Origin of the sequence: Methylobacterium aquaticum, from assembly GCF_016804325.1 — a bacterium.
GTDB lineage: Bacteria > Pseudomonadota > Alphaproteobacteria > Rhizobiales > Beijerinckiaceae > Methylobacterium > Methylobacterium aquaticum_C.
In genome coordinates this window covers 365,894-391,451 of record NZ_CP043627.1, presented here as the reverse complement: position 1 = coordinate 391,451, position 25,558 = coordinate 365,894, and the positions used below count along the sequence as shown (strand labels likewise).

The 25,558-nt window shown below is 70.5% G+C and carries 18 protein-coding genes and 7 pseudogenes; 13 read left to right on the top strand and 12 right to left on the bottom strand.

Features of this window, described 5'->3' with window-relative positions; all coding sequences use genetic code 11:
- Positions 1-183: 183 nt before the first annotated feature.
- Positions 184-1,538 (bottom strand): annotated as a pseudogene (locus tag F1D61_RS01750) (8-oxoguanine deaminase).
- Between the two features lie 120 nt (positions 1,539-1,658).
- Here F1D61_RS01750 and uraH point away from each other — a divergent pair.
- A complete protein-coding gene (gene uraH, locus F1D61_RS01745) occupies positions 1,659-2,024 on the top strand; it encodes a hydroxyisourate hydrolase (RefSeq protein ID WP_203156247.1) in 366 nt (121 codons plus the stop codon).
- Here uraH and F1D61_RS01740 read toward each other — a convergent pair.
- Entirely contained in the window at positions 2,009-2,323 is a 315-nt protein-coding gene (locus tag F1D61_RS01740; RefSeq protein WP_348649415.1) for a hypothetical protein, read from the bottom strand. The genes uraH and F1D61_RS01740 overlap by 16 nt on opposite strands.
- 357 nt (positions 2,324-2,680) lie before the next feature.
- Between F1D61_RS01740 and F1D61_RS01735 the strand changes: the two genes are divergently transcribed.
- Complete coding sequence (locus F1D61_RS01735; RefSeq protein ID WP_203156245.1) at positions 2,681-2,953, top strand: DUF6894 family protein; 273 nt, start codon at positions 2,681-2,683, stop codon at positions 2,951-2,953.
- A 171-nt stretch (positions 2,954-3,124) separates the two neighbouring features.
- Entirely contained in the window at positions 3,125-3,439 is a 315-nt protein-coding gene (locus F1D61_RS33795; RefSeq protein WP_246775672.1) for a transcriptional regulator, read from the top strand.
- A gap of 380 nt (positions 3,440-3,819) precedes the next feature.
- Here F1D61_RS33795 and F1D61_RS01725 read toward each other — a convergent pair.
- The 4 genes and pseudogenes from F1D61_RS01725 to F1D61_RS01710 form a co-directional block, all read right to left on the bottom strand.
- Positions 3,820-4,709: pseudogene (locus F1D61_RS01725) on the bottom strand (LysR family transcriptional regulator).
- Positions 4,710-4,846: 137 nt separating this feature from the next.
- On the bottom strand, positions 4,847-5,311 hold the full coding sequence (locus F1D61_RS01720) for a DUF1348 family protein (RefSeq protein ID WP_203156243.1): 465 nt from the start codon (positions 5,309-5,311) through the stop codon (positions 4,847-4,849).
- Between the two features lie 109 nt (positions 5,312-5,420).
- Positions 5,421-7,471, bottom strand: a pseudogene (locus F1D61_RS01715) (pyridoxamine 5'-phosphate oxidase family protein).
- Between the two features lie 60 nt (positions 7,472-7,531).
- Positions 7,532-8,143, bottom strand: coding sequence for a glutathione S-transferase family protein (locus F1D61_RS01710; protein WP_203158877.1), 612 nt, complete (start codon positions 8,141-8,143; stop codon positions 7,532-7,534).
- A gap of 440 nt (positions 8,144-8,583) precedes the next feature.
- Between F1D61_RS01710 and F1D61_RS01705 the strand changes: the two genes are divergently transcribed.
- Complete coding sequence (locus tag F1D61_RS01705; protein ID WP_203156242.1) at positions 8,584-10,137, top strand: PAS domain-containing sensor histidine kinase; 1,554 nt, start codon at positions 8,584-8,586, stop codon at positions 10,135-10,137.
- Positions 10,127-10,729: pseudogene (gene fixJ, locus F1D61_RS01700) on the top strand (response regulator FixJ); the annotation flags it as partial. The gene F1D61_RS01705 and the pseudogene fixJ, both read left to right, overlap by 11 nt.
- 131 nt (positions 10,730-10,860) lie before the next feature.
- Here the strand turns inward: fixJ and F1D61_RS01695 are convergent.
- The gene (locus F1D61_RS01695) at positions 10,861-11,490 is read right to left on the bottom strand and encodes a TetR/AcrR family transcriptional regulator (RefSeq protein WP_203156241.1); all 630 of its coding nucleotides are present in this window, start codon (positions 11,488-11,490) and stop codon (positions 10,861-10,863) included.
- A 106-nt stretch (positions 11,491-11,596) separates the two neighbouring features.
- Positions 11,597-11,794, bottom strand: coding sequence for a hypothetical protein (locus F1D61_RS01690; protein WP_203156240.1), 198 nt, complete (start codon positions 11,792-11,794; stop codon positions 11,597-11,599).
- Between the two features lie 169 nt (positions 11,795-11,963).
- Here F1D61_RS01690 and F1D61_RS01685 point away from each other — a divergent pair, with 169 nt between their 5' ends.
- Positions 11,964-12,530 carry a glutathione peroxidase gene (locus tag F1D61_RS01685; protein ID WP_203156239.1) on the top strand — a complete coding sequence of 189 codons (567 nt, stop codon included), beginning with the start codon at positions 11,964-11,966 and terminating at the stop codon, positions 12,528-12,530.
- A 246-nt stretch (positions 12,531-12,776) separates the two neighbouring features.
- Here F1D61_RS01685 and F1D61_RS01680 read toward each other — a convergent pair whose 3' ends face one another.
- The 3 genes from F1D61_RS01680 to F1D61_RS01670 all read right to left on the bottom strand — a co-directional run bounded on the left by F1D61_RS01680 (position 12,777) and on the right by F1D61_RS01670 (position 17,365).
- Positions 12,777-14,591 (bottom strand): NADPH-dependent assimilatory sulfite reductase hemoprotein subunit, encoded by a 1,815-nt coding sequence (locus F1D61_RS01680; RefSeq protein ID WP_203156238.1) that lies wholly within the window; start codon positions 14,589-14,591, stop codon positions 12,777-12,779.
- 398 nt (positions 14,592-14,989) lie between these two features.
- Complete coding sequence (locus tag F1D61_RS01675) at positions 14,990-16,765, bottom strand: diflavin oxidoreductase (protein ID WP_203156237.1); 1,776 nt, start codon at positions 16,763-16,765, stop codon at positions 14,990-14,992.
- Between the two features lie 108 nt (positions 16,766-16,873).
- Positions 16,874-17,365 carry an Lrp/AsnC family transcriptional regulator gene (locus F1D61_RS01670; protein ID WP_203156236.1) on the bottom strand — a complete coding sequence of 164 codons (492 nt, stop codon included), beginning with the start codon at positions 17,363-17,365 and terminating at the stop codon, positions 16,874-16,876.
- Positions 17,366-17,578: 213 nt separating this feature from the next.
- On the opposite strand from F1D61_RS01670, the gene F1D61_RS01665 reads away from it, so the two are divergent.
- The 7 genes and pseudogenes from F1D61_RS01665 to F1D61_RS33780 all read left to right on the top strand — a co-directional run bounded on the left by F1D61_RS01665 (position 17,579) and on the right by F1D61_RS33780 (position 24,644).
- The gene (locus tag F1D61_RS01665) at positions 17,579-18,412 is read left to right on the top strand and encodes a phosphoadenylyl-sulfate reductase (RefSeq protein ID WP_203156235.1); all 834 of its coding nucleotides are present in this window, start codon (positions 17,579-17,581) and stop codon (positions 18,410-18,412) included.
- Positions 18,409-19,344, top strand: coding sequence for a sulfate adenylyltransferase subunit CysD (gene cysD / locus F1D61_RS01660; RefSeq protein ID WP_203156234.1), 936 nt, complete (start codon positions 18,409-18,411; stop codon positions 19,342-19,344). Before F1D61_RS01665 ends, cysD begins: the two co-directional genes overlap by 4 nt.
- Positions 19,344-20,643, top strand: a pseudogene (gene cysN, locus F1D61_RS33790) (sulfate adenylyltransferase subunit CysN); the annotation flags it as partial. The gene cysD and the pseudogene cysN, both read left to right, overlap by 1 nt.
- A gap of 92 nt (positions 20,644-20,735) precedes the next feature.
- On the top strand, positions 20,736-21,764 hold the full coding sequence (locus F1D61_RS33785; protein ID WP_348649455.1) for a sulfate ABC transporter substrate-binding protein: 1,029 nt from the start codon (positions 20,736-20,738) through the stop codon (positions 21,762-21,764).
- On the top strand, positions 21,761-22,630 hold the full coding sequence (gene cysT, locus F1D61_RS01650) for a sulfate ABC transporter permease subunit CysT (protein WP_203156232.1): 870 nt from the start codon (positions 21,761-21,763) through the stop codon (positions 22,628-22,630). Before F1D61_RS33785 ends, cysT begins: the two co-directional genes overlap by 4 nt.
- Positions 22,623-23,507, top strand: a complete 885-nt coding sequence (gene cysW, locus F1D61_RS01645; RefSeq protein WP_203156231.1) for a sulfate ABC transporter permease subunit CysW — start codon at positions 22,623-22,625, stop codon at positions 23,505-23,507. The genes cysT and cysW overlap by 8 nt, the downstream gene beginning before the upstream one ends.
- 1 nt (position 23,508) lies before the next feature.
- A pseudogene (locus F1D61_RS33780) lies at positions 23,509-24,644 on the top strand (sulfate/molybdate ABC transporter ATP-binding protein).
- A gap of 254 nt (positions 24,645-24,898) precedes the next feature.
- Here the strand turns inward: F1D61_RS33780 and F1D61_RS01630 are convergent.
- Positions 24,899-25,549: pseudogene (locus F1D61_RS01630) on the bottom strand (Crp/Fnr family transcriptional regulator); the annotation flags it as partial.
- Between the last annotated feature and the right edge of the window lie 9 nt (positions 25,550-25,558).

The following is a 25,558-nucleotide window of genomic DNA, read 5'->3' as shown; positions in this document are numbered from 1 at the left end:
CCAAAGACCCCGGCCGTTTCCGAGCCCGGTCGACTGGCCCAGCCGTGGCGACACCCTCCTGGTCGTTCCGGGATCATGCACCGAGAGCGCTTCACGATCGCGCTGCAATCGCGAATCTCTCCAGGTCTTTGAATTGGCTGCACTTTCTACGACGGACTGGCATCCACTTCGTCGGAAGATGCTCTAATCGCCGTTCACCAGTCGCCGGCTGAGCGCATTGTGCCGCTCCGCCAGCCGCTCCGTCTCCAGCGTGAGCAACCGGCCGTCCCGCACCACGATCCTGCCGTTGATGACGCTCAGGCGCACGCCCTGCGGCGCGCAGAACACCAGAGCCGCGACCGGGTCGTGCAGGGCGCCCGCGACGCCGAGACCCCGCAGGTCGAAGGCGACGCAATCGGCGGCCATGCCGGGGCGAGCACCCCGATATCGTCGCGCCCGAGCACCTTCGCCCCGCCCAGGGTCGCGATCTCCAGGGCCTGCCGGGCATTCATCGCGGCGGGGCCGTGGCCGACCCGGGCCAGCAGCATCGCCTGGCGGGCCTCGCCCAGCAGGTGGCCGGCATCGTTCGAGGCCGAGCCGTCGACGCCGAGGCCGACCGGCACGCCCTCGCAGCGCATCCGCGGCACCGGGGCGATGCCGGAGGCCAGCCGCATGTTCGAGCACGGGCAATGCGCCACCCCGGTGCCGGTGCGGGCAAACAACCGGATGCCGTCCTCGTCGAGCTTGACGCAGTGGGCGTGCCAGACGTCCGGCCCGACCCAGCCGAGATCGGCGGCGTAGTCCGCCGGCGTCTTCCCGAATGTCTCGCGGCTATAGGCGACGTCGTCCTGGTTCTCGGCGAGGTGGGTGTGGAGCGAGACCCCGTAGGATCGGGCGAGCCGGGCCGCATCGCGCATCAGCCCCTCGCTGACCGAGAAGGGCGAGCACGGCGCCACCACGATCCGGCGCATCGCGTAACGGGACGGGTCGTGCCAGGTCTCGATCACGCGGCGGGTGTCGGCGAGGATGGCGGCCTCGTTCTCGACCAGCGAATCGGGCGGCAGGCCGCCGGCGCTCTCGCCGACGCTCATCGCCCCGCGGGCGGCGTGGAAGCGCAGGCCGATCGCGTCGGCCGCCTCGATGCTGTCGTCGAGGCGGCAGCCATTGGGATAGAGGTAGAGATGGTCGCTCGAGGTGGTGCAGCCCGACAGGATCAGCTCGGCCATCGCGGTCTGCGTCGAGACCCGCACCATCTCGGGCGTCAGCCGGGACCAGATCGGGTAGAGGGCCTTCAGCCAGCCGAACAGGTCGGCATCCTGCGCCGCCGGCACGGCGCGGGTGAGCGACTGGTACATGTGGTGATGGGTGTTGACGAGGCCGGGCAGCAGCACGTGGCCGGCGAGATCGATCACCGTATCGGCGGTGTCGGGCGCCGCCTCGGCTCCGCCGACCGCGACGATCCGGTTGTCCTCGACCAGCACGAAGCCGCCTTCGATCTCGCGCCGGCCTTCGTCCATGGTGACGACGCGGTCGGCATTGCGCAGGAGAAGCGTGGCCATGCGGGTGCTCCGGCGGATCGGAGCCGCCATGCTGGGCGCCCGGGCGGTCACGGGTCAAGCGCCGCTTGACCGGGCGGCAGGCCTCGGGCACCCCGACGCGGTCGAGACCGGAGATTCGCCATGTCGAGCCAACAGACGCCGCGCCTGACGACCCACGTGCTCGATACCGCTCATGGCCGTCCGGCCGCCGGGGTGGCCGTGCAGCTCTGGCGCCTGACCGGCGGCGCGCGGGAAGAGGTCGCCCGGACCCTCACCAATGCGGATGGACGCTGCGACGCGCCGCTGCTGTCGGGCGCGGCGCTGGTGCCGGGCATCTACGAGCTGGTCTTCGCGGTCGGGGCCTATTTCGCGAGCGCGGGCGATGACGGGGCCGGCGACTTCCTCGACGACGTACCGGTGCGCTTCGTGGTCCGGCCCGGGCTGAACCACTACCATGTGCCGCTGCTGATCGCGCCCTATTCCTACAGCACCTATCGCGGCAGCTGAGGGCTACCGGTGCCCGGCTTCTGCCAGCCGCGCCGGCGTTCGGACAGGCCGTGCTCGCGATAATGGAGCAGCGGGTTCACCCCCGCCCGCTCCACGTCGGGATTGGCCGTGAGATAGCCCCTGGTGCTGAACTCGGCGGAGGGATCGCGCCCCTCGCGCCAGCCGAAATGCAGGTAATGCTCCAGGGGGTCGCAGCCTTCCGCCGCGACGTCCGGATTCTTGCCGAGATAATAGATCGGATCGAACCCGCCGATGAGGGCGGGGCGGCGGCCTTGCGGCTCCATGGGGTGATGCGCCACAGCATCGGACGTCTCGAGGCTCCCTGGGGCGAGGCCGAGCGGCGCCGGTTTCTATGACCTGGCGTTCCATCGGTGGCCCAACGTCAGCAAAGCCCAATCCAGGTCCCCGCGCAAGTGGACGTTAGCCGACTCTTTAACGTTTGCGGCGCCCCCGTCCGCGGCGCGGGGCCTCGTCTCCCGCCGTGCGGCGGTCCCGCTGGGACAGGGCCTCGGGGAGCGTCGTCCGGGAGCCGATGGCGGGGCGATCCCCGATCGGGCGAACGCCGCGCGATCGGCATCGCATCCGCCGATCAGGGGACTGGTCGCGGAGGGACGAACAGGGCAGGTAGAGCCGATGCTCGGCCGGAAGGATTGCCCATGCCCCGATACTTCTTCAACACTCACATCGGCGAGGACGTGATCACAGATCTGAACGGTGAAGAGTTGCGTGATCCCGATCATGCCTGGGAGGCCTCGCGCGCGATCATCCGCGCGATGATGGAGGATCCGAAAAACCAGGGTCGGCTGCTCGCCGCGAGCCTGGTGGTGACCGACGAGGCCGGCGAGGTGGTGCTGGAATTCCCCTTCGCCGAGGCCCTGGCGGGGGACGTGCCCGCGGAGCCGCATCACGGGACGCCGACCGCCCATTGAGGCCGTCGCGACACCGGACCGCTTCCGTCCGCTGGCCGTCAGTGCATGACAATCCGCTGCCGCGCCCTACATGAGGAGAGGGCGCCGGGGGCGGGCCGCACTCGGCGGCCCGTTCGGCCCGGCGCCCTCCGAGGCCGTGGCTCGCCCGCGCCTCGCAAGAGGGATGACGTCATGGCGACCCAAGACAGCACCGCGCGCGGACAGGCCGAGACCCGCGCGGCGCGGGCCCAGATGCAGGCCGAGATGGCGGCGCAGGCCTGGTCCGACCTTGCCAATGCGGAGCGCAGCCGCGACGACAACACCGCCCGCCTCAGGGCCCTGCGCCTCGCCCGCGAGGCCGAGGCCGATGCCGAGGCAGCCTCCAAGGCCGCCGCGAAGGCCGCCCCCAAGACGGTTTCCAAGGCAGGCTCCAAGGCAGTGTCCAAGACGGGCACGAAGACCGCCGCCGCGAAGGCGGCGCCCAAGGCGCGGGCGAAGAAGATCTGAGAATTGTCCGGCAGGGGGGCCCGTCACGGGCCTTCCGCCTCCCGTGCTCGCTGTCGTCCCCTCGATCCTCCGACGCAGCCGGCCGGATCACCCGGCGCCTGTCTCGACGGCGCCGCCGTCGAACGCGATGCCGTGCCGGCTCGCGAAGGCAGGCGGTGGGGTGATCGCCGGGACGGGGTGTTTTCTCGATTTCGCGCAGGACGATGGCGTCGGTGTCCCGCCTGCGGCACGGCTTTGCCATGGCGATCGGCCTCACGGCCGAGGGGAGTGCTGCAACCGGATGATCGCGGCGCTCTCGACGGGCTACGATTGGCTCGCGATCGGCGGCGCGCTCCGGCCGCGCCTTTCCCGCCGGACCACCCGGGCGGCCCCCTGAATCGTCAGTCGAGGAAGCGGTTCGCGCGCAGCCGCGCCACGGCGAGATCGACGAAGGTCCGCACCTTGGCCGGCGCCTGCCGCCCGTCGGGATGGACGACGTGGATCGGAAGCGGCGCCTCCTCGTACCCGGCGAGAGCGACCTGCAACCGGCCATCGAGCAGGGCGGGGCCCACCTGGTAGGAGAGCGCCCGCGTCAGCCCCCAGCCGGCGAGCGCCGCGGCGATGGCGGCCTCGTTGGTGTTGCTCAGGAGGGCGGGCTGGACCGTCACGCGCTGGTCGTGTCCGAAGCGCCATTCCGGCGAGGCCCAGGCCCCGGTCGACATGGCGATGCGGTGGTGCTTCAGGTCCTGGGGCGTCGCCGGCATCCCGTGCTTCGCGAAGTAGGATGGCGCGCCGCAGATCACGCGGCGGACCGCGCCGACCCGTACCGCCTTGAGGCCGGAATCCGGCAGGTGGCCGATGCGGATCGCCACGTCGATGCCTTCCTCGACGATGTTGACCTGCCGGTCGACGAACAGGGTCCGGGCGGTCATGGTCGGGTAGAGGTCGAGATACTCGGTCACGATCGGCAGCGCGTGCAGCCGGCCGAACAGGACCGAGGCGGTGACGGCGAGCGCGCCGGAGGGCGTGGCGTAGGAGCCGGCGGCGGCGGCCTCCGCCTCGGCGATGTCGGCGAGGATCCGCCGGCAATCCTCGTCATAGCGCCGTCCCGCCTCGGTGAGCTTCACCGACCGGGTGGTGCGCACGAACAGCGGGCGCCGATCGCCTCCTCGAGCGCCGCCACCGCTCGCGTCACCGCCGGCGGGCTCATGTGCAGCCGCCGCGCGGCCTCGGCGAAGCTCGCCGTCTCCGCGACCGTCGCGACGATGCGCATGGCCTGCAGGCGATCCATGGTGCTCCCCCTGGCCCTCCGGACCGCGACCTGCCGCCGGTCGTAAGGCCCGGCACCGGCTCTCGGCCGTCCCTCGCGAACAGAACCCCTTCGCGATCCATGGCGGCGACTATCGCCCTGGATCGCGATTTTCTTATTCAGAACCCGAAATGGCTGAGTCCCGGATGGTCGTCCGGCCGGCGGCCGAGGGGCCAGCGGAACCGGCGGTCCTCCTCCCGGATCGGATGCTCGTTGATGCTCGAATGCCGGGTGCGCATCAGGCCGTCCTCGGCGAATTCCCAGTTCTCGTTGCCGTAGGCGCGGAACCACTGGCCGCTGTCGTCGTGATACTCGTAGGCGTAACGCACGGCGATGCGGTTGCCGGCGAACGCCCAGATCTCCTTGATCAGACGGTAGTCGAGTTCGCGGTTCCACTTGCGGGTCAGGAAGGCCTCGACCTCCTGGCGGCCGGCGAGGAACTCGGCGCGGTTCCGCCAGCGGGTATCCGGGGTGTAGGCGAGGGCGACCTTGGCCGGATCGCGGCCGTTCCAGCCGTCCTCGGCGAGGCGGACCTTCTCGATCGCGCTCGCCTCGGTGAAGGGGGGCAGCGGGGGACGGGACATCGGGCTCTCCTGATGGGGGTTCCGGGATCGGAGCAGGGTGGCGGAGGCAAAGTGGCGAGGGGAAGGTGACGGAGGATGGCGGCGCGGTCGATGGCCGCCGGACCGCGACTCACAGGGCGAGATGGACGGGCCCGCCGCCCATGGCCGGGACGGCCGAGCAGATCAGCACCTCGTCCGCCGCGACCGCCGCCGTGGGTTCCCCGGCATAGGTGACGGCGCCGGCGAGCAGCCTTGTCCGGCAGGACCCGCAGGAGCCCGTCCGGCAGCTGAATTCGGGGCTGAGGCCCCGGGTCTCGGCGAGCTCGAGCAGCGTCCCGGATTCCGGCGTCCAGCGCGCCTCCTTCCCGAATCCAGGAAGGCGACCGCGACCGGCTCCGCCGAGGCGGGCGGGCGCTCCGCCGCCGGGCCGCCGCGCACGAGCGAGGAGGGACCGAACGCCTCGGCATGGATGCGGTCGTCCGCGACGTTCAGGCCACGCAGTCCGTCATGGAGTCCTTGCGTGAAGGCGGGCGGGCCGCAGAGAAAGAAGTCGTAATCCCCGAACGGGAGGATGCGGGCGAGCAGCGCCATGTCGATCCGGCCGGCGACGTCGTAATCGAGGCCCGCGACGGCATCGTCCGGCTCGCTGAGCACCCGCACGAGCCGCACCGCGCCCTGCGCCTGCTCGACGAGGTCGGCCAGTTCGCGGGCGAAAGCGCGGTCCTCCCGCGACCGGGCGGCCTGGACCAGAACGGTCGGCCGGACGCGCCGGGTCCGCAATCCCTCGTAGACGACGTGGCGCAGCATCGCCAGCAGCGGCGTGATGCCGACGCCGCCGGCGAGCAACACGGCCGGGCGCCGGCCTCCCGCGTCGATGGTGAAGCCGCCGGCCGGGGCGCGGGCCTCGATCACGTCGCCGACCGTCACGCTCGCGTGGAGATGTCGGGACACCGTGCCGTCGCGCTTCACGCTGATCCGGTAGACCGCGTCCGAGGGCGCGACCGAGAGCGTGTAGGTGCGGATGACCGGCGTGTCGTCTCCGGGCAGCGTCACGCGGATCGGCAGATGCTGGCCGGCACGGTGCGGGACGAGCCCGGCCCCGTCCGCCGGCCGGAGGTGGAATGAGCGGATCGTCCGGCTCTCGTCGACGATCCGGGTGACCTTGAACGGGCGCCATCGCGCGGCGAGGTCGGCCGCCCGCCTCCGGTCGGCGGCCTCGCCCCAGTCGCCGGTCATCAGGGAATTGGGCGACCGGCCGTCCGGCCGGACGCTCCAGCGCAGGGGCAGCGCACCGCGCCGCCGCACGACCCGGCGCGGCCGGACCACCCAGAGCCGCTCGGCGCCCTGGAAGGCGGCGATCTCGGGCGAGGACAGGACGATTTCGGCGTCGCCGGTCAGTTGCAGCAGGTCGCCGGTCGCGAAATCGGGAAAGACCAGGCCGGCCTTGCCGTTCAGGAGGATGTTGCCCAGGGTCGCGAAGAAGAGGTTGCCGGCGAAATCCGGGATCGTCAGCGTGCCGTCGGCGGCGATCCGCACGAAGCCGGCCTTGCCGCCGCGATGCGAGACATCGACCTGACGACGCCCGGCGGGCTCGGCGTAGGACGCGACGAAGAACGTGTCGGCGGAGGCGATCGCGGCGCGGGCCGCCGCGTCGAGCTCGCCGCTCTCCTCGATGGCCCCGGCGACCGTCTGCCGTGGGTCGGGGAGGGCGGCGAGGTCGCGCAACTGGATGTATTGCGGGCAATTGCCGAAGCTCTGTTCGACCTCGACCCGCAGCACGCCGTCCGCCGCCCCGCGGATGACGCCGTTCACCCGGTTGCGGCGGCGGGTCTGCAGCTCGATTCCGAGGAGCCCGACGGCGTCGCCGTCGCGCAGGCCCGCGCTCGCCGGGTCGCCGGGATCGGGCCGCACGGCCAGGTCGAGCACCGTCGGGCTCGGCGAGGCGACGAAGCCCGGCGCACCGGCGATCAGCGTCGCCCATGCGTCACCCTGCCCGTCGACGCTGCCGGCGACGAGGACGGGGAGTTGCGCGAAGAAGGCGCGGTGCTGCTCGGGCAGGAAGTCCCGCACCACGCGCCGACCGACCTCCGCCATCCGCGCGGCGACGCCGACCTGTTCCTGGATGGCGATCTCCCCCGGGTGCCAGGGTGAGGCCGCCGTCATCGTCGAACCATCGTTCATGGTGCGTCTCCCGTCCGGTTCGGTCGGGCGCAGCCGGAAGGCGCGCCCGGACAGGCGAGGTCAGGCGGTGAGGCCGGCCGGCGTCTCGGCGAAGGGCAGGAAGCCCGGCAGGGCCTCGATCCGGCGCAGGTAGGCGACGACGGTCTCGTAGCCCGAGAGGTCGACATGGCCCTCGGGGGCCCGCGCCAGATAGCTGTAGAGCGCGACATCGGCGATCGTGGCATGCCCGCCCACCAGCCAGTCGCGCCCGGTCAGGTGCGCCTCGAGGCGCCGCAGCAGGGTATGCGCCCGGCCGATCACCTCCTCGGGGCGGAAATCGGCGCCGAACACCGTGACGAGCCGGGCCGCCGCGGGGCCGTAGGCCAGCTCGCCGGCCGCGACCGACAGCCAGCGCTGGACCGAGGCCGCACTCCCGGCCCCCTCCGGCAGCCAGTCGGTCCGGCCGAGCTTCTTCGCGATGTAGACCAGGATCGCATTCGAATCGGCGATGACCGTGCCGTCGTCGTCGAGCACCGGCACTTGGCCGAACGGGTTGAGAGCCAGGAATTCGGGCCGCTTGTGCGCTCCCGCCTTCAGGTCGACCTCGATCGCTTCGTGCGGCACGCCGAGCAGCGAGAGGAACAGGCGGGGCCGGTGGGCGTGGCCCGAGAGCGGGTGGTGATAGAGCTTCATCATGATCGCGGGTCCTCGTCGCCGTGGCCGGGCCGTCCCCGAACCGCCCATGAAGAATGCGGGTTTCGCCCGGCATCGAGAATGCCCGCCTTCGGCAGTTCATCGTTCCGGATTCCGGAATGATCGCCGGGCGGGCTCCGGATGCCGGCGGGGCTCTTCGCGCAGGCGCCCGTGACCGGTCGGGGCGCGGATTTCCGTGAATGGTCTCGGCCAGGCCGCTCCGCGGGCTTGTGCGTGACGGGGCCGGCATCAAGGACTAACGGCGATGTCCGCGCGGACTGGCATTCCCGGTTGGCCTCGGGCACCTTGTGCCGTGCCGGGCGCGCCCGCATCCGGACGTGACGAGCGATGGGGGCAGTGGACGTGAACCGCAGGGGCGTGACGGGCGGGGTTGACGGCGGATCTCGATCCGGACGGGTCCCGGCCGCCCCGCGGCCGGCATGACCGCCCCCGGCACCCCGAACGCCGAGGAGCTGCGGCAGACGCTCGACGAGGTCGGCATCTGCTTCTGGTCGCTCGATCCCGCCACCGGCCGCATCACCGTCTCGCCGAGCGGCGCCCGGCTGTTCGGCGTGCCCCCCGAGCGCCTCGCGACCTTCGAGGCGACGCAAGAGCTGGTCCATCCCGACGACCGCGAGGCACGGTCGCGCGTCATCCGGCGGGCCCTCGACCGGGGCGGCAGCTACGAGATCGATTACCGGGTCGTGCGGCCCGACGGCGAGACCGACTGGCTGCGCTCGCGCGGGACCGTCGAGATCGACCCGGAGGGCGGGCCCCTGCGCCACCGCGGGGTGGTGTTCAGCATCCGGGCGCAGCGCCAGGCCGAGACCGAGCTGCGCGCCCGCGAGGCGCATCTGCGCTCGATCCTCGAGACCGTGCCGGACGCCATGGTGGTGATCGACGAGGCCGCCCGCATCCAGTCCTTCAGCGCCGCCGCGGTGCGTCAGTTCGGCTACTCCCCCGAGGAGGTGGTGGGCCGCAACGTCAGCCTGCTGATGCCCGAGCCCTATCGCAGCCGGCACGACGCCTACATGGCCCGCTACCTCGCCACCGGCGAGCGGCGCATCATCGGCATCGGCCGCGTCGTGGTCGGCCAGCGCCGGGACGGCTCGACCTTCCCGATGGAGCTCGCCGTCGGCGAGATGCGCTCCTCGGGGGCGCGCTACTTCACGGGCTTCATCCGCGACCTCACCGAGCGCCAGCGCACCGAGACCCGGCTGCAGGAACTGCAATCCGAGCTCATCCACATGTCGCGCTTCACCGCCCTCGGCGAGATGGCCTCGACGCTCGCCCACGAGATCAACCAGCCGCTCACCGCCATCGCCAGCTACCTCAAGGGCTGCCGCCGCGTGCTCGACCGGATGCAGGGCGACGGCACGACGATGCCCGAGATCCCGATGCTCGCCGGCGCGGTCGACCAGGCCGCCGAGCAGGCCTTGCGGGCGGGCCAGGTGATCCGCCACCTGCGCGAATTCGTCACCCGCGGCGAGGGCGAGCGCCGCATCGAGGACCTGCCCAAGCTCATCGAGGAGGCGAGTGCCCTCGCGCTGGTCGGCGCCAAGGAGCGCGGCGTTCACGTCACCTTCGCCTTCGACCCGGCGGCGCCGCTGGTGCTGGCCGACCGGATCCAGGTACAGCAGGTCCTGCTCAACCTGATTCGCAACGCCATCGAGGCGATGCAGGATTCGGAGAGGCGCGAGCTGCGGGTGACCACGACGGCGCTGCCCGGGGAAGGCCTCGTCGAGGTCGGCGTCACGGATACCGGCCCGGGCCTCGCCCCGGAGGTGGCGTCGCGCCTGTTCGAGCCCTTCGTGACCACCAAGCCGCAGGGAATGGGAGTCGGGCTCTCGATCTGCCGCACCATCGTGGAGGCGCATGGCGGCAAGATCCGCGCCGAATCCCGGCAAGGGCAAGGGCACGGGCAAGGGCGAGGGACCGATTTCCGCTTCAGCCTGCGGGCGGTGGACAGGGAGGAGCTGGACGATGCCCGATGAGCCGCTGGTGCACGTGGTCGACGACGACCGGGCCGTCCGGCAGGCGCTCGCCTTCCTGCTCGCCTCGGACGGGATCCCGGTGCGCCTGCACGAATCGGCCGTCGCCTTCCTGGAGGCGGTCGCGCGGGTCTCGGGCTGCATCGTCACCGACGTGCGGATGCCGGGCCTCGACGGGATCGAGCTCCTGCGGCGTCTGAAGGCCCGCGGCGAGACGGCACCGGTGATCGTGATGACCGGTCACGCCGACGTGCCGCTCGCCGTCGCGGCGATGCGGGAGGGCGCCGCCGACTTCATCGAGAAGCCGTTCGACGACGAGGTCTTCCTCGCCGCGGTGCGCGCCGCCCTCGAAACCGGTCGCCGGAGCGCCGAGCGGGATGCCGCCGCGGCCGGGATCCGCCAGCGCGTCGCCTCGCTCTCGGACCGGGAGGTGCAGGTGCTCGACGAACTGGTGGCCGGCAAGCCCAACAAGATCATCGCCCGGGATCTCGGCATCAGCCCGCGGACGGTCGAGATCTACCGGGCCAACGTGATGGCGAAGATGCAGGCCGGGAGCCTGGCCGAACTGGTCCGCGCCGCCTTGGCGGTGGGGCGGGGGCGTGAGCGGCGTCACGGGTCGTCGCCGCCGGGCGACCTGCCTCATCGCGCATGTCTTCCGGAAGGGCGCGCGGCCACCATGAGGGTCGCGCCTTCCGCCACCGTCGGCTCGTCGGCTTCGGGACGGCGTCACGCCGCGCGCGACCCCGCCCGCAGCGCGCCGATCAGGAACGCGATCATCGCATCCAGCGCCGGCACGAAATCCTCCGGGCATTGCACCACCAGCACCGGATGGCAGAACCGGACGATGGCGGTGTGGACGCAGCGCGCCGCCACCGCCGGATCCTCGACGGCGAACTCGCCCCGCGCCACACCGTCGGCGACGACGCGCTCCAGCACCGCGGTGATCCGGTCGACGTGATGGCGGCAGACGTCCCAGCTCTCGGACATCGCTGCCTCGACCATCTCGTGCATGCGCGGATGGCCGGTGAACCGTTCGACGGCATCGCGGTGCAGGAAGACGATGATCTCGCGCAGGCGAGCCTCGGCGGTGACGCTCGGCCGGTCGGCGAGGGCCGCGATCCGCGCCTCGACCTCGCCGATGATGCGCGCCACCACGGCCTCGTTGATCGCCTTCTTCGAATCGAAGAACCGATACACGTTGGCCGGGCTCATCCGCAGGGTCTTGGCGATGTCGGCGACCGTGGTCTTCTGATAGCCGATCTCACGGAAGAAGCGCTCCGCGGTCGCCAGGATGCGGAACCGGGTATCGGACGACGGTTCCTCGACCGGAGGGGGAGCGGACAGGGCAGGGATCATCCGCGCAACCTATCGTGCCGATCGCCGGCTGGTCAAAAGGCATCGGCCGGCTCGGCGCGGTGTGTGACATCTGCGTCACCCGCGGCGCCGTACCGGGCTTGACGCGTCACGAGCCGAATTGCGAGCCCAGACGCTCCAGATACTCGGCGAGATCGATGCCGCCGACCTTCTTGCCGTAATCGAACCGCATGCCCGGACGGATCGCCACGCTCTCGCGGGGGGTGGTCAGGGTGACCGGCCGGGTACAGACCCAGGCCCCGTCGCGGCGATGCTCGAAGTAGTTCAGGATCTCGTGCCCGCCCATATCCGGCCTCCGGACCAATTCCGGCGAATAACGCGACACCCCGACGGAAGTTCACGGAAAGTTGCAGCCGATCACCCGACCTTCGGGCAAGCTCGAGCATGGCGAACCGCTTGCGCCGACGCCCGGGCGGGGAGACAATCGGACCGTTCATGTCCGAGGACGCATCCCGATGCCGATCGCCCGCCGCGAGGCCCTGTTCCTGATCGCCGGCGCCGTCAGCCTGCCGGCCCGGGCCGCATCGCTGCAGAACGGCATGACGGCCTCCGCCTTCAGCTTCGCGCGGCCCGAAGGCGGCAGCCTGGCCCTGGCCGATCTGGCACCCAAGCCGATCCTCGTCGTCAACACCGCGACCGCCTGCGGCTACGCCCCGCAATTCTCCGGCCTGCAGCATCTCTGGACCCGGTTCGGCCCGCGCGGGCTGACGGTGATCGCGGTGCCGTCCGCCGATTTCGGGCGCCAGGAACCGCTCGACGGGATGGCGATCGCCGAGGCCGCGCGCAAGAATTTCGGGGTCACCTTCCCGGTGATGGCCAAGACCGGGGTGACGGGACCGCAGGCGCATCCGTTCTACCGCTGGGCCGCGTCCGAGAAGCCGGCCGAGACCCCGCGCTGGAACTTTCACAAATACCTGGTCGGCCGCGACGGCCACGTCGCGGCGGCCTTCGCGACCCAGGTCGAGCCGACCGATCCGCGGGTGATCGCGGCGATCGCCAAGGAGCTGGAGGCGGTGGGGTAGGGGGCGCTTCGCGAGAGTGGAAGCCCGGAACGTCTCTCCTCTATCCCACACACGACCTCATCCTGAGGTGTTAGCCGATTAACAATCGGCTAACCTCGAAGGAGGGCTCCAGAAGTCTCGAGCTAACTGGAGCCCTCCTTCGAGGTCAGTCCATCTCCGATGGACTGACACCTCAGGATGAGGTGAGAGGGTGGGACGGGCGTGGGCTCGATCGCCTGAGGTGCGCGCAAGCCCACGCCGAACCGATCAGGCCACCGCCTTCTGCGCCCCCGTCTGCACGTGGAAGTCCGGCCCGTTGCCGGTCTTCGCCACGTAGCCGGCCCGGATCACGAAGTCGCCGAAGCGCTCGCCCGTCTGACGGTCCTTCGCATAGGCCGCGAAGAGCGGATCGAGCTTCGGACGGATGTCGGCGGCGGTGACGTCCTCGGCGTAGAGCTTGCTCAGCCGCGAGCCATCGAAGGCGGCCCCGAGATAGAGGTTGTAGCGCTCGGGGCCGCGGCCGACGAGGCCGATCTCGGCGATGAACGGCCGGGCGCAGCCGTTGGGGCAGCCGGTCATCCGGATGGTGATGTCGTCGTCGGACAGGCCGTGCGAGGCCAGGCTCTCCTCGAGCTCGTCGATCAGACTTGGCAGGTAGCGCTCGCTCTCGGCGAGAGCCAGGCCGCAGGTCGGCAGCGCCACGCAGGCGAGGCTGTTGCGGCGCAGAGCACCGGCGCCGGTGGTCAGGCCGTATTCCTGGACCAGCGCGTCGATCTCCGCCTTCTTGTCCGCCGGGACGTTGGCGATGATGACGTTCTGGTTGCCGGTGAGGCGGAAATCGCCCTCATGGATCTCGGCGATGCGGCGCAGGCCCGCCAGGAATTGCGGCCCGCCCTCGACGTCCTTGATCCGGCCCGACGGTACGTACAGCGTCAGGTGGTGCTTGCCGTCGTCGCCCGCGACCCAGCCGTAGCGGTCGCCGTTGCCCGAGAAGGTGAAGGGCTTGGGGTCCTGGAAGGCGCGGCCGACCCGCTTCTCGACCTCGGCGCGGAAGGCCTTCAGGCCGTAGCGCTCGATCGTGTACTTGAGGCGGGCGTTCTTGCGGACGTTGCGGTTGCCCCAGTCGCGCTGGACGGTCATCACCGCCTCGGCGACCTTGAGGGCGTATTCCGGTTCCGCAAACAGCATCACGTCGGCGGTGCGCGGGAAGGTGTCGGTCTCGCCATGGGTCATGCCCATACCGCCGCCGACGGTGACGTTCCAGCCCGTCACCTTGCCCTTCTTGTCGAGGATCGCGATGAAGCCGAGATCGTGGGCGTAGACGTCGACCTCGTTGGAGGGCGGCACCGCCACGATGGTCTTGAACTTCCGCGGCAGGTAGGTCTTGCCGTAGACCGGCTCGACCTCGCTCGCATCCTCGCCGCCGACCACGCGCTCGCCGTCGAGCCAGATCTCGCGCCAGGCATTGGTCTTCGGCAGCAGGCTGTCGGAGATGTCCTTGGCGAGCTTGTAGGCAGCCTCGTGGGCGCCCTTCTGGGCCGGGTTCGTCGCCGCCATCACGTTGCGGTTGACGTCGCCGCAGGCCGCGATCGTGTCGAGCAGGGCCGCATCGATCGCCGCCATCGTGCGCTTGAGGTTCGACTTGATGACGCCGTGATACTGGAACGTCTGGCGCGTCGTCGCCCGCAGGGTGCCGTTGGCGTAGGTGCGGGCGATCTCGTCGAGGATCAGCCACTGCTTCGGCGTCACGACGCCGCCGGCGATGCGCAGGCGGATCATGAAGGAATAGGCCTTGTCGAGCTTCTTCTTCGTCCGCTCGGCCCGCAGGTCGCGGTCGTCCTGCAGGTACATCCCGTGGAACTTCACGAGCTGCCCGTCATCGTCCGAGATCGCGCCGGTGGCGTTCTTCAGGAGCCCCTCGGCGAGGGTGCCGCGCAGGTAGCCGCTGGCGATCTTGATGTGCTCGTTGGCCGACAGCTTGGCGGCTCGCGCCGCTTCCGCCTCGGTGATCGGGCGCTCGGTCGGCGGCGTCTCGTAGACGCGCTCGGCGGTGGGGGTGTCGGCGGTCTTGTGGTCGGCCATGGGGTGTGTCCGTTCGGGCGCCGGGTACGGCGCATCATCTACCAGCGTCCCAGGCGCCTGACAGCACTGAATGAGACGCGGGAACCCCTCATCGGGTGGGAGGAGGGGCGAGGGTTGAGGGTATGACGCCTCGGAACTGGTTGCAGGCGGAAGAGCCGAACCGTTGCCGGATCTGTCTCCCTTCTCCTCTCCCCGCGGGCGGGGAGAGGCCTTCGCACCCCTCGTCGGGTGCGAAGGTAGCCCGAAGGGCGAGGGTGAGGGGGTATCTCCGGAGGAGGCTCACTCGTCGAGACCCCCTCACCCTCGGCTGCCGCCTCGCCGCGCCGACGACAAGGTCGTCGCGGCCCTCTCCCCGCCCGCGGGGAGAGGGGAAACACGCACCCGGCGGTGGCGGGTCCCTAGTACACGTCCTGCTGGTAGCGGTGGCTGCGCTCCAGGCCGGCCACCGCCGCTTCCGCAGCCGCGGCATCGAGGCCCTTCACGTCGGCGAAGGCCCTCACCAAAGCCGCCCGCACGTCCTTGGCCATCGCCTTGGCGTCGCCGCAGACGTAGAAATGGGCACCGCCATCGAGCCAGGACACCAGCTCGCGCCGCTGCTCCCAGATCCGGTCCTGGACGTAGATCTTTTCCGGCTGGTCGCGGGAGAAGGCGACGTCGATGCGGGCGAGCGAGCCGTCCTCCAGGGCTTCCTGCCATTCGAGCTGGTACAGGAAGTCGTGGGTGAAGTGGCGGTCGCCGAAGAACAGCCAGTTGCGGCCCGGCGCCTCGGTGGCGCGGCGCTCCTGCACGAAGGCGCGGAACGGCGCCACGCCGGTGCCGGGGCCGACCATGATCACGTCGGTGGCGGGGTCCTTCGGCAGGCGGAAATGCTTGTTCGGCTTCACCCGCACCTTGAGCTTGGCGCCGTTGCGGATCCGGTCCGCGACGTGGACCGAGGCGACGCCCGTGCGCGCCCGGTCGTGGGTGGTGTAGCGCACCGCCGCGATGGTCAGGTGGGCCTCGTCGCCGACCTCGGCCCGCGAGGAGGCGATCGAGTAGGCCCGCGGCGGCAGCGGCCGGGTGATGTCGGTGAGGTGTTGCGCCGACAGCTTGGCCGGGTAGGTCTCGATCAGGTCGATGAGGTGCCGGCCCTCGATCCAGGCCCGGACCTCGTTCGATTCCATCAGGCGGCGGGCCTCCTCGTGGCCGGTGGCCTTGACGAAGCGCTCGACCGTCGCGGCCGACAGGGTGGTGATGTCGCGCTCGGCCAGCAGCGCCTGGCGCAGGACCGAGTCGCCCTCGAGACCGGCGGCCTTCAGGATCTGCTCGACCAGGGCCGGGTCGTTCTCAGGGTAGAGTTCGAGGGAATCGCCGGGTTCGTAAGCAGGGGCACCGTCCTCGAAGGCGAGCGCGAGGTGGATCGTCTCCTTGTCGGAGCGCGACGAGTTGAGGTTGACGTGCTCGATGACCTCGACGGTGACCGGATCGCGGCTGACCTCGGCCTCTTCGTCGGCGCCGGCCGTGCGGGCGAAGTCCACCGCCACGACGTTGCCCGCGGCCTCGGCCGGGGCGAGCGCCTTGAGGGCGTCCTTGATCCAGGCGGCGGCCGGCTTGTCGAAGTCGAGGTCGCAATCGATCCGCGGGAGCACGCGCTTGGCGCCCAAAGCCTCGAACCGGTCGTCGAGGCGCTTTCCGATGGCGCAGAACTCGGCATACGAGGTGTCGCCGAGCGCCAGGACGCCGAACTCGACCCCGTCGAGGCGCGGCGCGCCCTCGCCCATGATCTCGCCATAGGCGCGCACGGCCCGGGCCGGCGGCTCGCCCTCGCCCCAGGTGGCGGCGATGACGACGACGCGCTTCTCCTTCCCCAGGGCGGCCACGTCGAGATCGGCGAAATCGACGACCTTCGGCTTGAAGCCGTTCTTGCGGGCGAGCTTGGAGACGTCGCCGGCGAGCTTCTCCGAGTTGCCGGATTCGCTGGCGAACAGGATCGTCAGCGGTTCGGCGGCGCGGGGCGGGGCGGCCGGGGCGGGGGCCTCGGCGGCGGCGGCACCGCCCGCGGCGTCGAGGCCGGCGAGGAAGCCGGCCAGCCACGCGCGCTGAAGCGCGGTGGTGGAGCCGAGGGCGGCATCGAGATGGGCCCGCTCGGCGTCGCCGAAGGGAGCCGTGCGGGGGAGAAGCGCGGGGCGAGACATGCCCGCACAGATGTGCCCGCGCCGCGCCGGAGTCAACCGAAATGTTCTTTTTGAAGAACGCGCTAACGGGAGATCATCGTTATCGTCCGATGGCGTCGGAAGAGAAGATTATTTCCCGCTGGCGACGACGGGCTGGACGAAGGGGGCCGTCGGAAGCGGCAGGGCGGTGGTGCTCTTCACCTTCTCCATGGCGAAGCGCGAGGTGACGTTCTTCAGCGGCAGCACCGCGATGAGGCGCTTGTAGAAGGCGTCGTAGGCCTGCATGTCGGCCACCACGACGCGGAGCATGTAATCCACGTCCCCGGCCATGCGGTAGAATTCCAGCACCTCGGGCATGGCCGAGACGGTGGCGGCGAAGCGTTCCAGCCATTCGCGGGAATGGTCGCTGGTCTCGATCGAGACGAAAACCGTTAACCCTAGCCCCAACTTGACCGGGTCGAGCACCGCCACCCGGCGGTCGATGACCCCGTCGGCCTCGAGGCGCTGGATGCGTTTCCAGCAGGGAGTCTGCGACAGGCCGACGCGCTCCCCGATCTGGGCGATCGACAGGGTCGCGTCGTTCTGGAGCAGGGCGAGGATCTTCAGGTCGATGGCATCCACTGCGCGGCTCCGGTTTTGGAGAAGATTCTTTCAAGACTGACCCTCGGGAAGGGAACGGATTTCCTATGCGAGGGTTGGCCGGATCCCGAATAGGGCGAGATGCGGCTGCGAGGAGAATGAAAAACTCCGGGACCGCAGCCCAGCCATGCCTTGACAGTGTTCGGTATAGCGAACAGTTACCTCCCCACACAAGCAGCCAATCCCGGGCTCTCCATGACCCTTCCCCTCGACCGCGCGGCGCTGGACGCCCTTGCGGAAGAACTGGCGACGCGTCTGCGTCCCCTCGCCCTACAGGCGCGTCTCGCGCTGATCGACGCGACGGTGGACGGCCGGCTGGTCTTCACCACGAGCTTCGGCCTGGAGGACCAGGCCCTCACCCACGCGTTGCGCATGGCGAAGTCGCGCGCCGAGATCGTGACCCTCGATACCGGCCGGCTCTTCCCCGAGACCTACGACACCTGGGCCGAGACGGAAGCCGCCTACGGCTTCCGCATCCGCGCCTACGCGCCGGAGCGCGAGGCCGAGGAACGCTTCGTCGCGCAGGAGGGCATCAACGGCTTTCGCCATTCGGTGGCGGCGCGCCAGGCCTGCTGCGGCTTCCGCAAGGTCGAGCCCCTCGGCCGCGCTCTTGCCGGCGCCGCCGGCTGGCTCACCGGTCTCCGGGCCGGCCAGTCGGCGAACCGCGCCGAGACGCCGCTCGCCGAGGCCGACCACGCCCGCGGGCTGATCAAGCTCAACCCGATCGCCGACTGGACCCGCGAGGCGTTGGCCGAGCTGATCCACGGGAACTACGTCCCCTACAACGTGCTGCACGACCGGGGCTTCCCGTCGATCGGCTGCGCGCCCTGTACCCGCGCCGTGAAGCTCGGCGAGCCCGAGCGCGCCGGCCGCTGGTGGTGGGAGCAGGCGGGCAAGCAGGAATGCGGCCTGCATGTTCCCGGAGCCTCGGCCGGTGCCCCCGGCAGCGAGATCAGGCCCGGGCAGGAGCCCGGCGCCTTCGAGCCCGCCACATCGTCGCAATCATCCAATCCGGAGCTGGTCGCATGAGCGCCGCCCTCAAGGCCCGTACCGACGGGCTCGACCGTCTGACCCACCTCCAGCGCCTGGAGGCCGAGAGCATCCACATCATGCGGGAGACGGTCGCCGAGACCGAGAATCCGGTGATGCTGTACTCGATCGGCAAGGATTCCTCGGTCCTGCTGCACCTGGCGCTCAAGGCCTTCGCGCCGGGCCGGCTGCCGTTCCCGCTGCTCCACGTCGACACGACCTGGAAGTTCCGCGAGATGATCGCCTTCCGCGACCGGCGCGCCAAGGAACTCGGCCTCGATCTCCTGGTCCACACCAACCCGGACGGGCTCGCCCGCGGCATCGGGCCGGTGAGCCACGGCTCCGAGGTCCATACCGACGTGATGAAGACCCAGGCCCTGCGCCAGGCACTCGACAAGCACAAGTTCGACGCGGCCTTCGGCGGGGCGCGCCGCGACGAGGAGGCCTCGCGGGCCAAGGAGCGCATCGTGTCGTTGCGCACCGCGCAGCACCGCTGGGACCCGAAGCGCCAGCGCGCCGAGCCCTGGCACCTCTACAACATGAGGAAGCAGCGCGGTGAGTCGTTGCGCGTCTTCCCGCTGTCGAACTGGACCGAGCTCGATATCTGGCTCTACATCGAGCAGGAGAACATCCCGATCGTGCCGCTCTATTACGCGGCCGAGCGCCCCGTCGTGCAGCGCGACGGGCAGTTGATCATGGTGGACGACGAGCGGCTGCCGCTGAACCCTGGCGAGACGCCCGAGATGCGTCTCGTGCGGTTCCGGACGCTCGGCTGCTACCCGCTGACCGGCGCGGTGGAGAGCGACGCCGCGACCCTGCCGGAGATCATCGGCGAGACGCTGGCCGCCCGCACCTCCGAGCGGCAGGGCCGGGTGATCGACAAGGATGGCGCCGGCGCCATGGAGCGCAAGAAGCAGGAAGGCTACTTCTGATGACCGTGCATCAATCCACCCGCGCTTTCGGCTACGAGGCCTTTCTCGCCGCCCATCAGCGGAAGGAAGTGCTGCGGTTCATCACCTGCGGCTCGGTCGATGACGGCAAGTCGACCCTGATCGGGCGCCTGCTGCACGACACCAAGCAGATCTTCGACGACCAGGTCAGCGCGCTGGAGCGCGATTCGCGCCGCCACGGCACGCGGGGCGGCGAGATCGACCTCGCCCTCCTCGTCGACGGCCTCCAGGCCGAGCGCGAGCAGGGCATCACCATCGACGTCGCCTACCGGTTCTTCTCGACCGAGCGGCGCTCGTTCATCGTCGCCGACACCCCCGGCCACGTCCAGTACACCCGCAACATGGCGACCGGCGCCTCGACCGCCGAGGTCGCGGTGCTGCTGGTGGATGCGAGGAAGGGCCTCAGCCCGCAGACAAGGCGCCACGCGCTCCTGGTCTCGATGCTCGGCATCCGCCGCGTCGTGCTGGCGGTCAACAAGATGGACCTGATCGGCTGGTCCGAGAGTCGGTTCGACGCCATCGTCGCCGAGTTCCAGGCCTTTGCGAAAGGCCTGCGCTTCTCCGACGTCACCGGCATCCCGCTCTCGGCGGCGAACGGCGACAACGTCGTGCTGCCGGGCACCGCCGCGCCCTGGTACACCGGCGCGCCGCTGCTGCAATACCTCGAGGAGGTGCCCGCGCATGTCGAGGAGGAGGCCGCTCCCTTCCGCATGGCGGTGCAGTGGGTCAACCGGCCAAATTCCGACTTCCGCGGCTTCTCGGGCCTGATCGCGTCGGGTGCGGTCGCGGTCGGCGACCAAGTGGTGGTGGCGCCCGCCGGCACGCCGTCGACGATCGCCCGGATCTACACCTATGACGGCGACCTGCCGCGGGCCATCGCGGGCCAGTCTGTGACCCTGGTGCTGGCCGACGAGGTCGATGCCTCCCGCGGCAGCGTGATCACGGCGGCCGCGCAGGCCCCGATCGTCGGCGATCGGCTCGAGGTGCGGCTGTTCTGGGCCAACGAGACCGAGCTGACCCCCGGCGCGACCTACCTCGCCAAGATCGGCACCGTCACGGCGAATGCCGTGGTCGAGGCGGTGCGGGCACGCATCGACACCGAGACCGGGCAGGGCGTGCCGGCCGGGTCCTTGAGCGCGAACGACATCGGCGACGTGACGCTCAGCCTCGACCGCAAGGTCGCGGTCGATGCCTACCGGCAGAACCGCGACACCGGCAGCCTGATCCTGATCGACCGGGCGACCACCGACACCGCGGCACTCGGCCTCGTCCAGGCCCTGCCCGTCGCTTCGCAGGGCGGGACCAAGGTCGAGGCTCCGAAAACGGAAGCGAAGACCGAGGCGGCTCCCGCCGGCGGCGGCCTCCTCGGCTCGTTGAAGCGGCTGTTCCGCGGTTCGTCCCTAGCGCTCGCCGCCGGAGCCTCGCTCCTGGCCCTGGCGGGAGCTCCGGCTCCCGTCCGCGCCCAGACCCTGCTCAACGTCTCCTACGATCCGACCCGGGAACTGTACCGGGCGATCGACGCGGCCTTCGCCAAGGAGTGGAAGGCCAAGACCGGCGAGACCGTGACGGTGCGCGCCTCGCATGGCGGCTCCGGCGCCCAGGCCCGCTCGGTGATCGACGGGCTGCCGGCCGACGTGGTGACGCTGGCGCTCGCCAGCGATATCGACGCCATCGCCGCCCGCTCGAAGAAGCTGCCGGCCGACTGGCAGAAGCGGCTGCCGAACAACTCGACGCCCTACACCTCGACCATCGTGTTCCTGGTCCGCAAGGGCAACCCGAAGGGGATCAAGGACTGGAACGACCTGGTGAAGCCGGGAATCCAGGTCATCACCCCGAATCCGAAGACCTCGGGCGGGGCGCGCTGGAACTATCTGGCGGCCTACGCCTACGCGCTGTCAAAGAACAACAACGACGACGCCAAGGCGAAGGACTTCGTCACCGCCCTGTTCAAGAACGTGCCGGTGCTCGACACCGGGGCGCGGGGCGCCACCACCACCTTCGTGCAGCGGGGCCTCGGCGACGTGCTGATCGCCTGGGAGAACGAGGCGTTCCTCGCCGACGAGGAATTCGGCAAGGGCAAGTTCGACATCGTCGTGCCCTCCCTGTCGATCCTGGCCGAGCCTCCGGTGGCCTTGATCGACGCCAACGTCGACCAGAAGGGCACCCGCAAGCAGGCCGAGGCCTACCTGCAATTCCTCTACACGCCTGAAGCGCAAGCGATCATCGCCAAGAACTTCTACCGCCCGCGCGACGAGTCGGCGGCGGCGAAGGAGGACCTGGCCCGCTTCCCCAAGCTGAAGCTCGTCACCATCGACGACACCTTCGGCGGCTGGCCCAAGGCCCAGAAGACCCATTTCGACGATGGCGGCGTGTTCGACGCCATCCTGAAGTCCCGCCAATGAGCGGCGCCGCGGTCCTGCCCGCGGGGCGGGGAGCGGCCCGCTTCCGGCGACCGAGCGCGCTGCCGGGTTTCCGCCTGACCTTCGGGATCACGCTCACCTACCTGACCCTGCTCGTCCTCCTGCCGCTCGCGGTGCTGCTCCTGCGCGCCGCCAGCGTCGGCCCCGCCGGCCTGTGGGCGCTGATCACCGATTCCCGCAACCTCGCGGCGCTCAAGACCTCGTTCGGCCTGTCGCTGGCCGCCGCCGCGATCGACGCGGTGTTCGGGCTCCTGATCGCCTGGGTGCTGACCCGCTACCGGTTTCCCGGCCGGCGGATCATCGACGCGCTGGTGGATCTGCCCTTCGCGCTGCCGACGGCTGTCGCCGGCATCGCGCTCGCCAGCCTCTACGCGCCGAACGGCTGGCTCGGCGAGCCCTTGATGGCTCTCGGCATCAAGGTCGCCTACACGCCGCTCGGTATCCTGGTGGCGCTCGTCTTCGTCGGCCTGCCGTTCTGCGTCCGCACGGTGCAGCCGCTGGTCGCCGAGATCGACAAGTCGAGCGAGGAGGCGGCCGCCATCCTCGGCGCCTCGCGCTTCCGAGCGCTGGTCACCGTGATCCTGCCGCCCCTGATCCCCGCGATGCTCACCGGCTTCGCGCTCGCCTTCGCACGCGCCGTCGGGGAATACGGCTCGGTGATCTTCGTCGCCGGCAACCTGCCTTACGTCTCCGAGATCGCGCCCCTGCTGATCGTGATCAAGCTCGAGGAGTTCAACTATGCGGGCGCCACGGCCATCGCCGCCGTGATGCTGCTGATGTCCTTCACCGCGCTTCTCGCCATCAACCTCTTGCAGGATTTCAGCCGCCGCAGGTTCGGTCATGTCTGAGACCACCGTTCCCTCCATTCGCCCCGCTGCACGCGGCCCACATGCGGCTTTGACCGAGCCCCGCCCGGTCCGCATCGCGCTCACCGTGCTGGCAGTGGCGTTCCTCGCGCTGTTCCTGCTGCTGCCGCTCGCGGTGGTGTTCGTCGAGGCGCTGAGCAAGGGACTGGGGCCCTATCTCGCCAGCTTCGCCGAGCCCGACGCCCTCGCGGCGGTCCGCCTGACGCTCCTCGTCGCGGTGATCGCCGTGCCGCTCAACGTCGTGTTCGGCCTGTGCGCTTCCTGGGCCATCGCCAAGTTCGACTTCCGCGGCCGTAACCTGCTCATCACCCTCATCGACCTGCCGTTCTCGGTCTCGCCGGTGGTCGCCGGCCTGATCTACGTGCTGATCTTCGGGGCGCAGGGGCTGTTCGGGCCGTTCCTGCAACGCCACGGGATCGAGATCGTCTTCGCGGTGCCGGGCATCGTGCTCGCCACGGTGTTCGTCACCTTCCCGTTCGTCGCCCGCGAACTGATCCCCTTGATGCAGGACCAGGGCACCACCGACGAGGAAGCCGCGTTGACCCTCGGCGCCAGCCCGTGGCGGGTGTTTCGCACCGTGACCCTGCCGAACGTGCGCTGGGCCTTGCTCTACGGCGTGCTGCTCTGCAACGCCCGGGCGATGGGCGAGTTCGGTGCCGTCTCGGTCGTGTCGGGCCGCATCCGGGGGCTCACCAACACCATGCCGCTCCACGTCGAGATCCTGTACAACGAGTACAACTACGTGGCGGCGTTCGGCATCGCCTCGCTGTTGGCGCTCCTCGCGCTCGTCACCCTGGCGGGTAAATCTTTCCTGGAATGGCGCCACGCCGATGCGCTGGCCGGACGCGGAGGCCACTGAGATGACGGCAGGATTCGCTCCCACCGCCCTATCCCTGCGCCGCGAGGCGTCCGCCCGCCCGGTCGAGACGGCCTCCGCCGAGCGCCTGCGCCAGGCCGGCACGTCGGTCCGGGTCGACGGCATCGTCAAGCGCTATGGCGGCCCGGGCCCCGCGGCGCTCGAAGGCGTCAGCCTGGCGATCGAGCCGGGCGAGCTTCTGGCCCTGCTCGGCCCCTCGGGCTCCGGCAAGACGACGCTGCTGCGCGTCATCGCCGGGCTCGAGATCCCGGATGGCGGCCGGGTGTTCTTCGGTTCGCAGGACACCACCGACATCCCGGTCCAGAGCCGCGGCGTCGGCTTCGTGTTCCAGCACTACGCCCTGTTCCGGCATCTCACGGTGTTCGAGAACATCGCCTACGGGCTGCGCTCGCGCCCCGGGCCCACCGTCCGAAGGAGGACGAGATCCGCCGCCGGGTCGAGCGCCTGCTCGAACTCGTGCAACTGCCCGACCTCGCCAGGCGCTATCCGGGCCAGCTCTCCGGCGGCCAGCGTCAGCGGGTGGCGCTCGCCCGGGCGCTCGCGGTCGAGCCCTCGGTGCTGCTCCTCGACGAGCCGTTCGGGGCGCTGGACGCCCAGGTCCGCAAGGACCTGCGCCGCTGGCTGCGGGAGATCCACCGCGAGACCGGCCAGACCACGATCTTCGTCACCCACGACCAGGACGAGGCGCTGGAACTCGCCGACCGGATCGCGATCCTCAACAAGGGCCGCATCGAGCAGGTCGGTGCGCCGCACGAGGTTCAGGACCATCCGGCCTCGCGCTTCGTGATGTCCTTCGTCGGCGAGACCGCCCGCCTGGCCGCGGAGGTCGTGGGCCGCGAGGTCCGGGTCGCCGGCCGCACCGTGATCGCCGCGGAGGCCGGCTGGCCGCAAGGGCCGGTCGATCTCTGCCTGCGTCCCTGGGACCTCACGGTCGGGCAGGGGCCCGGCACGCTGCCGGGCACCGTGCGCGAATGGCGCCGGACCGGCCGGGGCACCGTGGCGGAGATCCTGCTCGACGGCGCCGAGGCCCCGGTCGAGGTGAAGGTGACGGATGTCTACGAGCCGGGCGACCGGGTCGCCCTGGTGGTGGGCGCGGCGCGGGTGTTCCCGCGGGGGTAGGCGGCGTGTCTGCCCTGAACCGGTCGCGGAGCCTGTCGGCGTGATGCGACCGACTTGAAACCCTCGACGACATCCCGGGCCGCGCAGCGGAATCCGGGATGCATGACCGCTGGCGGTGCAGACCGAAGCGGACCGCTTCCGCTTCATCCTGGACGGTGAGCGATGATGGATCCCGGATTCTCGTCTTCGAGGAGCGCCGGGATGACGTCGGGAGACGTCAGCATCACCGTCAGGTCGTTCGAGGGACCCGCGCGAACAGGCGTTCCGATCGCGTCCGTGCCCACCGCTCCACGAGCCGGGGCGCCCTGCGCCGCCTGGAACAGGCGCTCGCTCGTCAGCTTCAGGAAATAGAACCCGAATTCCGGGTTCTGGTAGTAGAGCTGCTTCACGTCCGTGTAGGCGACCCCGAGCACGATGCCGGGTTCGGTGCAGACCAGGGTGCCGGTGCGCAGGTTCCCGGGCGAGAGCATGCCGAGTTCGCCCACGATGGCGCCGGGCCGGATCTCCAGGCCGAGTTCCTCGATGCGGAAGCGGCCGCCCTCGATCAGGAACATCTCGTCGGCCGGGTCGCCCTTGCGAAACAGCACCTCGCCGGCGGCGACGCGCCGGGATTCGCCGAAGGGCCGGAGCCAGTCGAGGGAAAGGTCGCCCTCGGCCGCGCGCTCGACGTCGCGGACCAGCCGGACCATCTGGTAGAGCCGCCAGAGGTTGAACGGGATCTGGATCGCCTCGGTGAGCACCACCGGCATGCTGCCGGTGAGGAGCCCGTAGGTGATCACCGCCATGCTGGCGAGGATCGACACGACCCGCAGCGGGATCATCGTGCTCATGGCGGTCGACGCGATGGTGAGCGCCGTCCCGAGATAGCCGATCGCCTCGACCCAGTTCGCCGCGACCCAGTCCAAGGCCGGCGC

Excerpts from the sequence above, each read along its gene's own strand:
- F1D61_RS01710 (WP_203158877.1), bottom strand. The coding sequence starts at position 8,143 with ATGAAGCTCTATCACCACCCGCTCTCGGGCCACGCCCACCGGCCCCGC.
- F1D61_RS33795 (WP_246775672.1), top strand. The coding sequence starts at position 3,125 with ATGGCGACCCAAGACAGCACCGCGCGCGGACAGGCCGAGACCCGCGCG.
- F1D61_RS01665 (WP_203156235.1), top strand. The coding sequence starts at position 17,579 with ATGACCCTTCCCCTCGACCGCGCGGCGCTGGACGCCCTTGCGGAAGAA.
- F1D61_RS01690 (WP_203156240.1), bottom strand. The coding sequence starts at position 11,794 with ATGGGCGGGCACGAGATCCTGAACTACTTCGAGCATCGCCGCGACGGG.
- F1D61_RS01705 (WP_203156242.1), top strand. The coding sequence starts at position 8,584 with ATGACCGCCCCCGGCACCCCGAACGCCGAGGAGCTGCGGCAGACGCTC.
- cysT (WP_203156232.1), top strand. The coding sequence starts at position 21,761 with ATGAGCGGCGCCGCGGTCCTGCCCGCGGGGCGGGGAGCGGCCCGCTTC.
- F1D61_RS01685 (WP_203156239.1), top strand. The coding sequence starts at position 11,964 with ATGCCGATCGCCCGCCGCGAGGCCCTGTTCCTGATCGCCGGCGCCGTC.
- F1D61_RS01720 (WP_203156243.1), bottom strand. The coding sequence starts at position 5,311 with ATGTCCCGTCCCCCGCTGCCCCCCTTCACCGAGGCGAGCGCGATCGAG.
- F1D61_RS01735 (WP_203156245.1), top strand. The coding sequence starts at position 2,681 with ATGCCCCGATACTTCTTCAACACTCACATCGGCGAGGACGTGATCACA.
- F1D61_RS01680 (WP_203156238.1), bottom strand. The coding sequence starts at position 14,591 with ATGGCCGACCACAAGACCGCCGACACCCCCACCGCCGAGCGCGTCTAC.
- cysD (WP_203156234.1), top strand. The coding sequence starts at position 18,409 with ATGAGCGCCGCCCTCAAGGCCCGTACCGACGGGCTCGACCGTCTGACC.
- uraH (WP_203156247.1), top strand. The coding sequence starts at position 1,659 with ATGTCGAGCCAACAGACGCCGCGCCTGACGACCCACGTGCTCGATACC.
- cysW (WP_203156231.1), top strand. The coding sequence starts at position 22,623 with ATGTCTGAGACCACCGTTCCCTCCATTCGCCCCGCTGCACGCGGCCCA.
- F1D61_RS01695 (WP_203156241.1), bottom strand. The coding sequence starts at position 11,490 with ATGATCCCTGCCCTGTCCGCTCCCCCTCCGGTCGAGGAACCGTCGTCC.
- F1D61_RS01675 (WP_203156237.1), bottom strand. The coding sequence starts at position 16,765 with ATGTCTCGCCCCGCGCTTCTCCCCCGCACGGCTCCCTTCGGCGACGCC.